Raw genomic sequence first — 14,406 nt, forward strand, 5'->3', positions numbered from 1 at the left:
AAATCTAAGGAGTTTTATGCAAGTTTTTCACCTCTCACATATTGATCTTGATGGCTATGGCTGCCAATTTGTCGCCAAAGAATTTTTCGATTCTATACAATTTTACAACGCAAACTATGGCAAAGAAGTCATGGCTAGGCTCAATACGATATTTTCGCAGATTGATGCAAAAATCGCGTTTGAGGAGAAATTTCACGCCAAAGAAGCAAGCACATTTCTCATCCTCATCACCGATCTAAACCTCACGCTAAGCGAATCAAAACACATCAATGAGCGCGTGAATAGCTATAAAATCAGCCAAAAAGATGTGCGCCTGCTGCTGCTAGATCATCACATCAGCGGCGAGGAGTGCGCGAAGGCGTTTGAGTGGTATCATCTCGATCACACCAAATGCGCCACCAAAATCACCTACGAGACGCTAAGTGCGATGTATCCTAAAAAGCTAGAATCCATAAAGCTAGCAGAATCCAAAGTGCAAAAGCCTTCCATCGCCCTGCCCTATTTGGATCAAGCGCTAGAATCTAGCCTAGATTCTGCTTTGGATTCTAGCCTAGAATCCGCATCAAAATCCGCGCCAGAATCCGCTTGCCACGCCTCGCTTGAAGTGCTAAGCGAGATGATAAACTCGGTGGATATTTGGAAAGAGGAAGGCTATGGCTTTGAGTTTGGCAAAGTCGCGCTCGGCGTCATCGCTGCTAGCAGCGAGCTAAACCGCTTTATGTTTGATAGAGAGCATCGCGAGTATAAGTTTTTTTTGCTAGAGCAGGCGAGGTGGTATCTCACGCGCAAAAAAGGCGCGGTGCTTTTTGACAACGCCGTGTTTTTGCTGAAAAAGCAAGCGCTAAAGGGCGATGCACAAAATGAAACAATGGATTTTATCACTAGCAGAATCCAAGCGAACTTGCTAGGCGCACAAAAAGAGCAGTGCCTCATCACATATCGCGACAAGCGGGGCTTTTTGAGCTATTCTATGGGCGGCATCAGCGTGCTTGCCAATCTATTTTTGCGCCAGAATCCGGAGGTGGATTTTTATATGGATATCAATCATCGCGGCAATGTGTCGCTGCGCGCGAATGGGAATTGTGATGTGTGCGCGCTAAGCCAAGAGGTGTTTAATGGCGGCGGGCATAAAAACGCGGCGGGCGGCAAGATGGAGGGCTTTCGCGAGAGCTTTTTTTATGAAGACATCAAGGCGCAAGTGCAAAATATGATAAACACAAAAACGCAAAGCGCGTAAATCACGCTCTCATAAAACGCGCAAAATTAATTGATGCGCGCCGAATCTAATGCCAGCCAAATTTTGCTCGCACCAAATTTAAAGGAGAATCTAAACTATGAACCCAAACGCCAAACACAACAAACCACGCGCAGAATCCAACTCAAACCGCGCCAAACACGCGCGCCACACCAGCGATACAAACCACAAACCAAAACAGCGCGAGCAATACACGCCAAAAACACAATATCAAAATATGCAAGGCGCGCCAAAAACGCAAAATCAAAATATGCAAGATGAAGAGTCGCTAGAAGTGCTTGATATGCTTTGTGTGGCACTTCATTTTGCTGGGCTAAAGGAGGGTGCTATCGAGCAAGCACTTGATGCGTATATGGAGGAGCTTGATAGCTTCGATGATGATGACGCGTATGGACAAGAGCAAATGATAGAAATCATCAAGCGCATCCGCACCACCTACCCCACCCTTTTCAACCCTCCGCGATAAAGACATTATTGTATTTTTTTTGCAATTTAAATTCCGCTTTTCGCAAATGAGGCTTTTCTTGTCATTGCAATAATTTTGCAAGAAGTCAAAGTAAAGCAATATAAAAGTAAAAGTGCGCCAAAATGGTTGTCTTATTTTGCTATTATCAAAAGCCTACAAAGATAGTTTTATGCTTTTTATAAATATTTTAGCGACAAAGACAATTTGCAATAAGAATAAAAAACTAGCTTATAAATCAGGTATAGGTTAGCAAAACCAAAAGCTCATCATCGAGCACACAGTTAAAACTATAGCTTTTTGAGCTCCACTTTGCGTTCGCAGCGCTCGATGGTGTTTAGCCTGTGCGCGATGACAAGCAGTGTTTTATCCCGCGCCACGCCATAGATTTCATCCATGATTTTTGCCTCTGTGTCAGAATCTAGCGCGCTTGTCGCCTCATCAAGCACCAATATCTCTGGGTCATCATATATTGCGCGCGCGATGCCTATGCGCTGCTTTTGCCCACCACTTAGCAATATCCCGCCTTCGCCCACGCGCGTGTGGATTCCATCATGCTCACACAAAAAGTCATAAATATTTGCCTTCTTGCACGCCTCTATCACGCGCGCTTCATCTAGCGTGCTGCCAAAGGCGACATTTTCCGCCACGCTGCCATCAAAGAGATAAATCGTCTGTGGGATATAGCCTATTTTTTTGCGCCATGAGCGAAGATTTTTATTGTCAATTTTTATCCCATCTACAAGCAGCGCACCGCTTTGTGGCTTGTAGATCCCTATGATTAGATCTACTAGCGTGCTTTTGCCAGCACCGCTTTCACCGCAAAATGCGATTTTATCGCCTTTGTTTATGGTGAGGCTAAAATCTTTGAGGATTGGTTTATTTTCCACATAGCCAAAGCTTATATTTTGCAGCTCTATATTGCGTCTAAACTCACAAGGTGCGTTGTCCTCATAGTCGGTGTGATAGAGCAAATCTTCATATACCTTTTGCACGGATGCACCAAGATATGCCATTGTATTGTAGTTTGTCAAAATCCTGTTGGTAGCGGGCAGAATTCTATAAAGTGCCAGCGCATACATCGAGATGATAGGTAGCACCGCGCTTGCACTCTCATAGCGCACAAGGATATAAATGACACTTACTATAAGCACGCTAAAGCCGATAGTTTCTAGTATAAGCCTTGGTGTAGGCATAATTGTCTGCACAAAAATTTCGGCATTTACGCGTGTGTGACTTGCCTTTTCAAATTCATCATAAACCTCTTGTTGATTACCTTTGAGCTTGATGATTTTAAAATTGCCAAAGGTTTTGGTGATAATTTCATTAAAGCGCGCGCCCATTTCTGTTCTAATTTGCCCCATTTTTGCAATTTTTTTGCTTATGGTTTTGGTGATAAGCAGCACCTGCGCGCCCAGTATCACGCTAAGTACCAGCGTCATTTTCCAGCTAGTGATAAGCAGTAGTGCATACATAAGACAAATGGTGAAAATTTCAGAAAACATTTGTAGAAGTTGTTGCACATATCCAGATGCCTGTCCAGACTCATTAACGATTGTATTTCGCACGGCATCTGTTTTTTTGCGCGTGAAATCAGCGTAATTTAGCTCTACTGATTTGCAAAATAGCCTATAGGCGAAAAAGTGATATTTGCGAAACGCAAAGCGGTTGATAGCATAGGTATAAGTGATGCCATAAACGACGCGAAAAAGATAAAACGCGATAAGCACCACGCTAAAAAATATCATAAACTGCAAGCTAGAAGCACAGCCAAGCCACTCATAAATATGCCTAGAAATGCTTTGAGAAGTGATGAGCTCGGGGCTTGATGCAAAGGTGACAAAAGGCATAATCACGCTAATGCTAATTGTCTCAACAATAGAAAAAACAATCGTGCCAGCAAGAAGGATAAGCAAAATGATTTTATCGCGCCTTGTAAGCAGCGCGCGGAGCATATTTATATGCGATTTGGCTTTTTGGGCTTTGGTGTTTTGGCGGCTTTTTTGGGATTTGGTGGGCGCGGCTTTGGTGTGGCTTTGGTGCGCTTTTGGATTCTGGCTTGCTTTTGGATTCTCTTTTGCGCTAATTGTTTTATATTCTTTGTTTTTAGATTCTAGTGTGGTGCTTGTGGCATCTTTTGTGATGTTATTATTTTTAGATTCTGGCATGTTTTCTCTTTTTGCTTGATTTTAAACTTAGATTTTCCCGCGCGCTTTGGCTACGCTAGCATGCGCGGCTTTGATGATAGCGCCTCTTGTGGCGCGCTCTTCTAGCACGCTTAGCCCTTCTATCGTCGTGCCGCCCGGAGTCGTGATAGCATCTATTATCTCTTGTGGGCTGTGTGATTCTAGCAGCTTGGCGACGCCTTCAAATGTCTTTTGCACGAGTTTGGCGGATTCTTTGTGCTTGATACCTTCGCGCACGCCAGAATCTATAAGTGCTTGTGCGATGAGTGCCAAAAACGCTGGCGAACTCCCACTAGTGGCGATAGCAGAATCTATAAGCTCCTCTTTCTCCACAAACACCACACTCCCAAAGCTCTCACACAGCGCGCGCGCCTCATCTTTTTTCTGCTCCAGCTCGCTAGATTCTAGCTTTTCCCTGCCATGCGCGTATTCGATAAACGCCGCAGTAGAGGAGAGCCCAAGCTTAGCGCCAATATTTGGCATGAGGCGGATGAAGGTTTGCGCTTTTAGATGCTGCTTTAGCGTGCTGATATTTACGCCCGCAAGCACGCTATACACGCTATGCGCCTCGCCTTTGAAAATAAAGCTCTCTAGCCCATGCGATTTTATAGCCAAAATCACGATAGCACCCTCGATGTCTATGGGTAGATTCCCATTTATTGGCATTATGGGCGCGCTTATTCTAGAATCCATGCCAGAATCTACACCAGAATTTAGGCTAGAGCTTGCGCCAGATTTCACACCAGAATCTTGGCGCGCAGATACGCCTTCTATTTTGCTGGCAAATTCGCTCGCCTTTTTGGCATCTCTGCCGCAAACTTCTATCACGCATTTTTCCGCACATTTTTTGCCACTCTCTTGAAAACGCTTGCTAATGCCTAGCGCGATAGCATGCGCCATATTGCCATAGCCGATGATTAGGATGTTATTCATGATGCCTCTCTTTTGTGATTTGCGAAGTCGCACTTGCTAGTCTTTGCTAGCCTTTTTGCCCCTATTTGCCGGCCTCTCTAGCTTGAAACGCATCATCAAGCGCCTCAAAACTCTCATCAAAATAATACACATTCTTGGCACCCATATTGGCTATATGACTGCCTAGCACCGATACTGTGTAGCCACTGTAGCAATGCAGCAAATAAGGCGTCTTGGGATGTGCCAAAATCTCCTCTGCCAGCGCTTGAAAATCCGCGCAGTGACGCGCATTTGGGATATGCCTTTGTCGGTAGTTTTGCGCTTCGCGGATGTCGATGATTTGCACATTTGGCAGTATAGATTCTAGCGCGGCGATATCTTCAGCAAAGATAGGCTTAGCCTTGCTTGGATGAGAGGGACTTTTTCTTGGTGTGTAATTTATCGCGTGGTTTGTTTTGGATTCTGGCATATTTTTCCTTTTTTGGTTTTGGATTTTGGCATTTGGATTTTGGGCTTTAGATTCTAGCGCGCCAAACAAAGAGTAAAACAGGGCGCTAAACAAATGATAAAACAAAGCGCCAAAAAGCGCCAGAATCCAAAAATCTAGATTTTGCAACCTTAAGGCAATTCCAAGATGCTAGAGATTCCAGAATCTAGATTCTGCGCCCCCTTTTTTTTGTGTCCCTCGGCGCTTTTTGGCTTCTCGCTCGTTAGCCTGCGCTAGATTTAGCCCGCCTCACCCGCGCAGCTGCTCGAGTCGCTCGCGTTTGGTGCCGATGTCTGTGATTTGGATTCCGAAGTTCCCATCCACGATGACGACTTCGCCTTTTGCTATCACCTTGTCATCGATAAGCACCTCTAGCGGGTCATTTGCCAGCTGGTTTAGCTCGACGACACTTCCTATATCCATAGAGATGACATCTTTTAGCAGCATTTTTTTCTGCCCGATTCTCACTTTCACAGTGAGCTTGACATCCATAAGCATGCCGATATTTCGTATCTCTTCTGGGTTTAGGAGATGCTGCTCGCCCCCGCTATTATCGCTACTTGCGCTATGCTCTTCGCTTGCATCATCGGATTTGAAAAGCTTTAGGAAATTATCTGATGCTAGGAATATAAAATGTGAGTTTATAGAATTTAGCGAGAAAGAAAACTCATACGCCTCGCTAAAAGCGCCAAACGCGCTAGGCGTGGCGGCGACTTCGATTTTTTGGGGTGCGAAGTTGATTTTTGGCATATCTTTTTGCGAGTTCATAGCAGTAGAAATCGCGCCAAAGATGTTGGAGTTTATCTCTTTTAGCGCATCTAGATCATCGCTGCTGGCTTCTTCTTGGCTTTGTCCATTGCCACCTAGCATAAGATCTGAAAGCGCGGTGGTAAGGTCTATGGGATCGATTATAGCGATGGTGCCTATAGTGTCGCCTGTGAAGCTTATGGTCGTGGCGGCGTAGGGGTATTTGGTAAGCACATCTGCGATAGAGCCTTGCTTGGTGTTAGAGATAGCTGGCGTGCTTCCTGTCAAACCCTCTATGGTAGAGGTGGCTTCTTGTATGAGAAGTTTGATAAATTGCTCCATTTTGATCCTTTTGCCTTATTTTAGCATATTTTTGCGTTTGTTGCGCGTGCTTTGTGGCTTTTGTGCAGTGCCTTTTGTGCGTGGCGCGCTAAATATGCCTACTATTCATCCTCTTCATCGCCTTCAACCGTGTCTATTTTGTTTTTGCGTTGCGTTTCTAGCATTTCTAGCACTTCTTTGACCTTGTCTTTTTCGGTTAGGATTTCATTTTTGATTTTGATGCTTTTGCGAAATCTCTGCAAGCCGATATTTGCCATGTATTTTTCGCGCCCATCGATGCTAACTATCACATCATTACTCGCTGTTTCATTAAGCCGTATTACATCGCCTATTTGCAAATCAAGCACTTCTTTTAGCGTGAGATTTGTCCCGCCGATAAACGCCTCGACATTGACATCCGCACCGCCGATAAGCGCTTGGAGCTCTTTGTTTCTGGATTTTTTGGAGCTGGTTTCGCCCATGATGAGATCGCGGCTGCCTAGTCTTGGGAGCACCGTCTCTAGCGAGATAACAGGATAGCAGATATTTATCATACCGCTAGAATGCCCGATGATGAGCTCCATAACAACCATGATGACGATTTCATTTTGCGCCACGATTTGCACGACATTGGGGCTTGACTCTTTGGCATCGATAGAGGGGAACATATCTGTAACCGAGCTCCACGCATCTTTTAGCGTCTGCATGATTTGGCGCAGAATCGTATCAAGCAGATTTATCTCTATATCGCTAAATTCTCGCGAGTTATCATAAGGATCGCCTTTGCCACCCAGCAGACGATCTATCATAGGAAAGACGATGCTAGGATTTATCTCCAAAACCCCTGTGCCATCTAGTGGCTTCATGGAAAAAACATTGAAACTCGTAGGACTTGGCAAACTCATAAGAAACTCGCCATAAGTCATTTGATCTACGCTGTGTAGCTGGATTTCTACGATGGAGCGCATGATGGCAGAGATTTGGCTAGAAAGCGCGCGCGCCATTTTGTCATGGATACTGCGAAATGCGCGCAGCTGCTCTTTGCTTACGCGGTTTGGGCGCTTGAAGTCATAGAGTGTGACTTGGCGCTGCGGGAGGATTTCTTGCTTTTGGAGGGCGTCATTATCCTCGCCATCATCCACAGCTTCGAGCAAGGCGTCGATTTCTTCTTGACTTAGTATATCAGCCATTATCTTTCTCCTAGGGAGTTTCGTATTTTCTTGATGACTTCTTTGGTGATTTGTGAGATTCTAGATTCTGTGATGTTTAGTATCTCTCGTATCTCGCTCAAACTTAGCTCTTCCAAAAAATACAGCTGGATGATGAGCTGCTCGCGCTGTGAGAATGTTTTTAGCGTGGATTGGATTTTGGCGATTAGCTCTTCTTTTTCTAGCTTGTCGATGATATTGTCTGGCTCTATTATGTTGTATTGCTCATCGATTGGCACTAGCACATAGATATCAGAGGCGATTTTGGCTTCTTTTATCTTCTCGACATCCTCGCCCAAAACTTCTGCTAGATACTCATCGCTTGGCTCTTCTTCATGTTTGTTAAAATACTTGCTAACTTCCGCATCTATCGCTTTGACTAGCTTGCGATTTGATCTAGATAATACATCAAGCGAGCGCAGATAATCAAGCATCGCGCCATACACGCGCGATTTGGCATAGCCCCAAAACGAGTCATTTAGATTCTCATCATAGCGCCTAGCTAGCTTTATAAGCTCCTCTGTGCCAATAGATATAAGCTCGCTTGCTTCAAGATGCGCTGGCAGGCGTTCTTTGATACGATATGCCATCGCCTTGACTGCTGGCAGATATTGTATCGCTAGCTGGTCTTGTGAGTATTGCTTTTCGTTTTCGTAGCCGTTTGGTTTCACTTATCTGCCTTTTTGGTAGATTCTTGCTCATCTGTTGAGAAGTCAAAAGTCTCGATAAACTGCTGCAATGCACGCGCCTGCCGCTCGGTGTGGTCAAACTCTGCATCAAAGTATTCAAGCTGGCGCTCTATTAGATCTTTGTTTGAAAGCATGGAGCGTTTGGGTTCTATCACATAGATATAAATCGCTGCCATCGTCAAAGAAATAAGATACATAGAAATCGTGACGACAATCGTCATAAACAGCATAAGCTCTGGCTCATCAAACTTCATAATCCCCATGGCTAATCCGATGAAAAACCCAGATACAACCGATAAGTTGATAAAATTTGATACACGCATGAACTAATCCTTGTCCTTGTTTTGCCTTATTTGCCTTATTTGGTGCTTTGCCCTTACAGATATCCAAGCAGCCGCCTAAAAAAGCTTCCTATGCTCTTTTGCGGAGTATTAAGCATATTATGTTCCATTTTGCTAATAAGATTTTTGGCTATCTCTTGCATGGTGATAGAAAATATATTATGTGGCTCGACTTCACATATTAGCTTTCGCTGCAAAATCGACTTTTTCACTGCATTATTATGCTCAAATCCGCCGAGTAATTCTAAGCGCAGATTTGGGATATTGTTTTGCGCGACGCTTTGGATGGTGTTAAACACTTGCTTGATTTGCGCTTGCGAAGAAGCCATATTTATTATCATCATACATTCATCTTTAAATTTTGCGTTGATTTTTAGCATCGCATACGCATCTGTTTTGGCAGAAGGCTCTGGCGTGGTGACAATGATGATATAATCGCTTGCTTGCAAAAATGCCTGCGTCAGCGCGCTAATCCCAGCCCCAGTATCCACGATAACATAATCAAATAAATTCCACACCTCCGCATCAGAGGCGAAGTCATTTAGCATATTTGATGCAGAATATTTGAGAATCTCCTCGCCGCTATCGCCGGGGATGAGATAGAGGCCTTTGCGTATCTCATATATCACTTCTTTGAAGTTTGCCTGTCCTTTTAGCGCGTGCAAGATATTTTTATCTGTCTTTACGCCAAATATCAAATCCAAGTTTGCAAGCCCGATATCTGCGTCAAATACGCCTATTTTATAGCCCATTTTATGCAAACAAAATGCAAGGTTTGCAGAGATGTTGGACTTGCCTACGCCGCCTTTGCCAGAAGTGATAGCGATAAATTTCGCCGTGCTTTTGTTGCTCTTTTTCATCAAAGATTCTAATGAAGAGGCTTGATTCATAAAATATCCTTACAAAGCTTTAAGCTATTTGCTATAAACTATTATCGTTCCAATTTGCCTTTATTGCAAGCTTTTTGCTCCAGAATCTGCTTTTTGGATTCTGCTTTTCATCTGGCGAGCCTGTTTTCGCAGAATCTATTTTTGTTTGGTAGATTCTACTTCTCATCCGGCAAGCCTATTTTTTTCAGAATCTACTTCTCATCCGGATAAAAAAACCCGCCCATCAAGCAGTCCGTGAGATAGTTATTATCCGCCACGATGACATCATTTGGCACCTCCTGCCCTACAGATAGGTAGCTTATAGGCTTTTTGGTCTCATATACTAGGGAAAACACATTCCCAAGCCCACACGCCTCATCAAGCTTGCTAAAGATAAAAGTATCAATATCTAGCTCGCCAAAGGCATTGTATGTGTCTTTTAGATCTTCGTATTTGGTGCTAGCCGATAGCACCAGCGTCACATCTACTTTGAAATCGCCACTTTTTACAAATTTTTTTAGCGCATTTATCTTTTCTTTGTCATGCTGTGAGTGCCCCGCTGTGTCGATAAGGATATAATCGCAATAATTAAGCGCCTCGATTTTATCGATAAAATCATCCGTCTCGCTCACAGAATCTATGCTTAAGCGCATTTTGCGCGCATACCAACCAAGCTGCTCCATAGCCCCGATACGATAATCATCAAGCGTGATGATGCCTACTTTTTTCTTTTGTGGCAGGATTTGAGAATATCTAGCCGCAAGCTTTGCCAATGTCGTCGTTTTCCCCACACCTGTGGGTCCTACTAGCATCATTATTTTTTTGCCGATGCTATTTTCTTTGCGACAATAAATCATTTTGCGCAATACTTCGCGAAAATATCGCTTTATCGTTTGGCTTTGTGAGCGCATTTTTAGCGGCATGAGCTCTAGGCTTAGGCGCATTATCTCTTCTAAATGGTTTTTATTCATCCCGCTTGCTTTGGCGATGCGATAAATCTCTGCAAACTCTTTTGGAATCTCCACGCCCATATTTTTGGGCGATTTCTCCTCCCAAAGCGTGTTTTGGATGAGCTTTATTTTGTCATTTAGCTTTTTTAGCTCATCTTGGATGTCTTTGAGACTTTGAGAATCATCAAGCGGCGCGAAGCCTTTGGGCGCGGCGGCTTCATTTTTGGCATTTTGTGCTTTGGCGTTTGGTGCGCTTGTGTTTTCATCAGATTCTGCTAGATTTTTGGCTTTTTTGGCTGAAGCGGTTTTTACGCTTTGGGTGGCACCTGCTTGTGTGTTTTGCACGCTTGCTTGATTTGGCGCGGATGTTATAGAGACTTGCGGGAGCATATCTATGACTTCGCTTTGTGAGTAGGGCTTGGGCGCGCGCGGTGCGCTTGGATTGGCGTTTAGCTGTGCGTTGGCTATGGATTCTAGTATGCTAGAATCTAGCGCGTTACTAGGCGTGGGTGCAGGTTTGCTAAGCGCTGAAAGATCTGGCATGGAAGTTGGGAAGCCTGCGATTTTACTTATCTCGCGCACTGTGTCTGAAAGCTGTATCGTCACATCATCATCAAACGCCGCATGCAGCGTGCGCTGCTTTTTGCGCTCAGCCAGCTCTTTTTCTGCGATAGCTTCTAGTCGGCGCTGTATGCTGTTGTTTGGCAGATTTTCTAGCGGGTTGCTAGATTGGCTTGCTTGGCTAGATTCTGGTGTGTTAGTCGCGTTTGGCGCGCTAGAATCTAGCGGATTTGGCGCGCTTTTGCCCTGCATATTTTGACTTTTTGGCAGCACATCATCGGGCACGCCGATGATTAGCTCATAGAGTGCGGGCTGATTTAGCGTTTTTTTGCGCACTTCTTTGGTCTGTATTATCATCGCCTCATCGCCAAACTCTTCACTAGCCTTTTTTAGCGCTTCTGCTGGTGTTTCGCCGCTATAAGTGTATGTTTTCACTACTGACCTCTTTTGGTGGATTCTGGTATTTTGTCTATTTTGCGCCGCCAAACTTACGCCAAAATCCGCGCCAAAGCCATTGGCACAAGCACGGAAGGGCGCTCGTGATATTTTGGATGCGGGATTGTAAGATAAGGACGCTTTAAAATCAATTGATCATAAAAGATTATATCAATATCTAGCGTGCGCGGAGCATTTTTGTGCGCTCTTTGCCTCGCGCGCCCAAACTTGCGCTCGAGATAAAACACCAGCGCAAACGCCTCTATCACGCTAAGCGAGGCGCGAAGGGCAAAAATGGCATTGTAAAAATATGGCTGGTTTGCGTAGCCAAAGGGCGGGTTGTGATAAATGGGGCTTGTGCGTATGAGGCTAAATCTAGGATGACGCGCAAAAAAACGCAAGAGGTGGAAAAATCTAGATTTTATTTGCGCTTTTGTGCCGATATTTGCACCGATGCCTAAAATGAGGGTGTTTGGGGTTTTGGCGTTTTTAGCTTGGGCGTCTTCGGTTTTGGTGTAGCTTTTTAGATTCTGGCGGGTTGCATAGTTTTTGTTTGTTTGGATTCTGCTAGAGTTGCCAAATGCTTCAAAACTGCCAAAATCGCAGAATCTAGTTTTTCTGTCAAAACTGCCAAGCCCGCTAAAATCGCAGAATCTAGCCTTTTTTTGCCAGCACGCGCTATTTGCATTATTTGCGCTTTTTTTACTACTTTTGCCACTTTTTGCGTGCGTGCTATTTTGGCAAAAATCTTCTATATCTTTTGCTGGCTTCTCCCATTTATGGCTTTGATAGTGTTTAAACCGCCTATGACGCGTGCTAAGCGGGAAGCCTTTGAAAAAGAGAATCTTTTTAGATTCTGGTGTTTGCATATTGCTTAGGTTTATCTATCGCGCGCGATCAAGCCGTTTTGCCAAAAAGCCATAAAGCCCGCTTCGCCAAAACTATTTGCGCCACAAAAACTACTTCGCCAAAAGCGCTTTCGCCACTTTCACGACAGAATCCACGCCAAAGCCAAAATGCTTAAACAGCACATCGCCTTTGGCTGAATGCCCAAAGCTATCCAAGCACACGACTTCATCGCAGAATCTATACCACTCCAATCCCCTTGCCGCCTCGATTCCTAGCACTTTGCCTATAAAAAGCGAGTCGATGTAGCTTTTGTCTTGTTTTATCAGCAAATCATAGCAGGGCGCGCTGACTACACGCGCGAAGATTCCGCTAGATTCTAGCTCTTTTGCGACATTTAGAGCAAGTGACACTTCACTGCCACTAGCGATTAGCGTGATAGTGTTTGCAGAATCCGCCCCAGAATCCGCTTTAGATTCTAGTCTAGATTCTCGCACGATATACGCGCCTTTTGCTACATTTTCATATTTGCCAAGCGGGAGCACGGGCAAGTTTTGGCGCGAGAGGACAAAGGCACAAGGCGCATCCGCGCGCAAAGCTATCTGCCAGCAGAGGATATTTTCATTTGCATCAGCAGGGCGGAAGACAAGGAGGTTTGGCATCGCGCGGAAGTGTGAGAGCTGCTCGATAGGCTGGTGCGTCGCGCCATCCTCGCCCACACCGATAGAATCATGCGTCCATACATAAAACACCTTCGCGCGCATGATGCTCGCCACGCGCACGCTCGCTGCCATATAGTCGCTAAACACGAAAAATGTCGCGCAAAATGGCAAAAACAGCCCATAGTTTGCGATGCCATTGCATATCGCGCCCATGCTGTGCTCGCGTATGCCAAAGTGCATATTTTGCCCGCTTGGGAAGTCGCTGGAATCTTTTATATGCGTGTTGTTGCTGGGTGCTAGATCCGCGCTCCCGCCGACAAATCCGGGCAGTTTGGCAGCGATGGCGTTTAGTATCTCGCCATTGCTCGCACGCGTGGCGATACTTTTGCCTTCATCTCCATTGCCAAAGCTAGGATATGCGATATCATCGATATTTGGATTCTGCAAGCGCGCTATCATTTCTTTGGCGCTTTTTGTGAGGCGGTTTTGCCATAGTGCTTCTTCGCTCGCCCCTCGCTCCATAAGCGCACCAAAGGCAAATCGCGCCCTTTCACTCACGCTAAAGCTAGATTCTGGCAGCCCCGCTTCTTTTTTGCCTTGTGCGATGATGGATTCTCCGATAGGCGCGCCATGTGTTTTGTGGCTGCCTTCAAGGCTTGGCGCGCCTTTGCCAATGATGGTGCTAGCGATGATGAGGCTAGGTTTATGCGATTTTTTGGCGGATTCTAGCGCTGTGTTGATACTCAAAAAATCATGTCCGTCGCATTCAAACACGCTAAATCCTTGCGCTTCAAAGCGCGCCTTGACATTTTCGCTAAACGCGATTTTCACATCGCCTTCAATCGTGATGCCATTAGAATCATAGATTATTATAAGGTTATCTAGCTCACTCACACCCGCTACAGACGCTGCTTCATAGCTGATGCCCTCTTGCAAATCGCCATCGCCACATATACAATATATATTATGATCTATGAGTGCTGCGCCTTTTTCATCCGCGCCTAGCAGATTCTGCGCTCTTTTGGCAGCGAGCGCGAAGCCTACAGCATTGGCGATGCCTTGCCCTAGCGGTCCGGTGCTTATCTCCACGCCCGGAGTTAGCGGGTATTCTGGATGTCCGGGAGTTTTGGATTCTAGCTGGCGGAAGGATTTGAGATCATCCATACCTAGCTCAAAGCCCCATAAATGTAGCAGCGAATACAAAAGCGCGCTCGCATGCCCGCCACTAAAAATAAGCCTGTCGCGGTTTAGCCATTGTGGATTTTTGGGATTTAGGCGCAGGTGGTAGCTTAGCGTGGTGGCGACTTCAGCAAGCCCCATAGGCGTGCCGGGATGCCCGCTGTTTGCGCGCTCGACGATATCGGCGCAGAGGTAGCGGAGGTTGTTTGCCATTTCTTGTAGTTGTGGAATATCTTCTTTTGTGATTACTTGGGCGGTTGTCTGGGTGTTTGCTTGCATTGATGTCCCTTGAGAT

At 45.3% G+C, this 14,406-nt stretch carries 14 protein-coding genes; 2 read left to right on the plus strand and 12 right to left on the minus strand.

The window, feature by feature from the left end; genetic code table 11:
• Positions 1-16: 16 nt before the first annotated feature.
• Together BKN38_RS02695 and BKN38_RS10215 are read left to right on the plus strand one after the other, a co-directional pair.
• Positions 17-1,237: a DHH family phosphoesterase gene (locus BKN38_RS02695; protein WP_066458640.1), complete on the plus strand. Its 1,221-nt coding sequence runs from the start codon at positions 17-19 to the stop codon at positions 1,235-1,237.
• Positions 1,238-1,334: 97 nt separating this feature from the next.
• Positions 1,335-1,721 carry a hypothetical protein gene (locus tag BKN38_RS10215; RefSeq protein ID WP_082942714.1) on the plus strand — a complete coding sequence of 129 codons (387 nt, stop codon included), beginning with the start codon at positions 1,335-1,337 and terminating at the stop codon, positions 1,719-1,721.
• 287 nt (positions 1,722-2,008) lie between these two features.
• Here BKN38_RS10215 and BKN38_RS02705 read toward each other — a convergent pair whose 3' ends face one another.
• The 12 genes from BKN38_RS02705 to tkt all read right to left on the minus strand — a co-directional run bounded on the left by BKN38_RS02705 (position 2,009) and on the right by tkt (position 14,390).
• The gene (locus BKN38_RS02705) at positions 2,009-3,886 is read right to left on the minus strand and encodes an ABC transporter ATP-binding protein (RefSeq protein ID WP_082942713.1); all 1,878 of its coding nucleotides are present in this window, start codon (positions 3,884-3,886) and stop codon (positions 2,009-2,011) included.
• A 27-nt stretch (positions 3,887-3,913) separates the two neighbouring features.
• Positions 3,914-4,837, minus strand: coding sequence for a pyrroline-5-carboxylate reductase (locus BKN38_RS02710; RefSeq protein WP_066458638.1), 924 nt, complete (start codon positions 4,835-4,837; stop codon positions 3,914-3,916).
• A 61-nt stretch (positions 4,838-4,898) separates the two neighbouring features.
• Positions 4,899-5,432 (minus strand): rhodanese-like domain-containing protein, encoded by a 534-nt coding sequence (locus BKN38_RS10220; protein ID WP_082942712.1) that lies wholly within the window; start codon positions 5,430-5,432, stop codon positions 4,899-4,901.
• Between the two features lie 120 nt (positions 5,433-5,552).
• On the minus strand, positions 5,553-6,392 hold the full coding sequence (gene fliY / locus BKN38_RS02720) for a flagellar motor switch protein FliY (protein ID WP_066458635.1): 840 nt from the start codon (positions 6,390-6,392) through the stop codon (positions 5,553-5,555).
• Between the two features lie 101 nt (positions 6,393-6,493).
• Positions 6,494-7,561 carry a flagellar motor switch protein FliM gene (gene fliM, locus BKN38_RS02725; RefSeq protein WP_066458627.1) on the minus strand — a complete coding sequence of 356 codons (1,068 nt, stop codon included), beginning with the start codon at positions 7,559-7,561 and terminating at the stop codon, positions 6,494-6,496.
• On the minus strand, positions 7,561-8,250 hold the full coding sequence (locus BKN38_RS02730; protein WP_066458625.1) for an RNA polymerase sigma factor FliA: 690 nt from the start codon (positions 8,248-8,250) through the stop codon (positions 7,561-7,563). Before BKN38_RS02730 ends, fliM begins: the two co-directional genes overlap by 1 nt.
• Positions 8,247-8,591, minus strand: a complete 345-nt coding sequence (locus BKN38_RS02735; protein ID WP_066458623.1) for a hypothetical protein — start codon at positions 8,589-8,591, stop codon at positions 8,247-8,249. Before BKN38_RS02735 ends, BKN38_RS02730 begins: the two co-directional genes overlap by 4 nt.
• A gap of 53 nt (positions 8,592-8,644) precedes the next feature.
• Complete coding sequence (locus tag BKN38_RS02740) at positions 8,645-9,499, minus strand: P-loop NTPase (protein ID WP_066458620.1); 855 nt, start codon at positions 9,497-9,499, stop codon at positions 8,645-8,647.
• A gap of 31 nt (positions 9,500-9,530) precedes the next feature.
• Complete coding sequence (locus BKN38_RS11650; RefSeq protein WP_256325517.1) at positions 9,531-9,665, minus strand: hypothetical protein; 135 nt, start codon at positions 9,663-9,665, stop codon at positions 9,531-9,533.
• 25 nt (positions 9,666-9,690) lie between these two features.
• On the minus strand, positions 9,691-10,971 hold the full coding sequence (gene flhF, locus BKN38_RS02745) for a flagellar biosynthesis protein FlhF (RefSeq protein WP_371113547.1): 1,281 nt from the start codon (positions 10,969-10,971) through the stop codon (positions 9,691-9,693).
• A gap of 506 nt (positions 10,972-11,477) precedes the next feature.
• Positions 11,478-12,293: a 2-amino-4-hydroxy-6-hydroxymethyldihydropteridine diphosphokinase gene (folK, locus tag BKN38_RS10225; RefSeq protein WP_082942710.1), complete on the minus strand. Its 816-nt coding sequence runs from the start codon at positions 12,291-12,293 to the stop codon at positions 11,478-11,480.
• 90 nt (positions 12,294-12,383) lie between these two features.
• Positions 12,384-14,390 (minus strand): transketolase, encoded by a 2,007-nt coding sequence (gene tkt / locus BKN38_RS02755; protein WP_066458617.1) that lies wholly within the window; start codon positions 14,388-14,390, stop codon positions 12,384-12,386.
• Between the last annotated feature and the right edge of the window lie 16 nt (positions 14,391-14,406).

Source organism: Helicobacter sp. CLO-3 (genome assembly GCF_001854545.1).
In the GTDB taxonomy this organism is placed as follows: domain Bacteria; phylum Campylobacterota; class Campylobacteria; order Campylobacterales; family Helicobacteraceae; genus Helicobacter_B.

Coding starts and splice junctions, on each gene's coding strand:
- BKN38_RS02710 (WP_066458638.1), bottom strand. CDS start 4,837: ATGAATAACATCCTAATCATCGGCTATGGCAATATGGCGCATGCTATC.
- folK (WP_082942710.1), bottom strand. CDS start 12,293: ATGCAAACACCAGAATCTAAAAAGATTCTCTTTTTCAAAGGCTTCCCG.
- flhF (WP_371113547.1), bottom strand. CDS start 10,971: ATGCCAGATCTTTCAGCGCTTAGCAAACCTGCACCCACGCCTAGTAAC.
- BKN38_RS02735 (WP_066458623.1), bottom strand. CDS start 8,591: ATGCGTGTATCAAATTTTATCAACTTATCGGTTGTATCTGGGTTTTTC.
- BKN38_RS02695 (WP_066458640.1), top strand. CDS start 17: ATGCAAGTTTTTCACCTCTCACATATTGATCTTGATGGCTATGGCTGC.
- BKN38_RS02740 (WP_066458620.1), bottom strand. CDS start 9,499: ATGAATCAAGCCTCTTCATTAGAATCTTTGATGAAAAAGAGCAACAAA.
- fliY (WP_066458635.1), bottom strand. CDS start 6,392: ATGGAGCAATTTATCAAACTTCTCATACAAGAAGCCACCTCTACCATA.
- BKN38_RS10215 (WP_082942714.1), top strand. CDS start 1,335: ATGAACCCAAACGCCAAACACAACAAACCACGCGCAGAATCCAACTCA.
- tkt (WP_066458617.1), bottom strand. CDS start 14,390: ATGCAAGCAAACACCCAGACAACCGCCCAAGTAATCACAAAAGAAGAT.
- BKN38_RS02705 (WP_082942713.1), bottom strand. CDS start 3,886: ATGCCAGAATCTAAAAATAATAACATCACAAAAGATGCCACAAGCACC.
- BKN38_RS11650 (WP_256325517.1), bottom strand. CDS start 9,665: ATGAGAAGTAGAATCTACCAAACAAAAATAGATTCTGCGAAAACAGGC.
- fliM (WP_066458627.1), bottom strand. CDS start 7,561: ATGGCTGATATACTAAGTCAAGAAGAAATCGACGCCTTGCTCGAAGCT.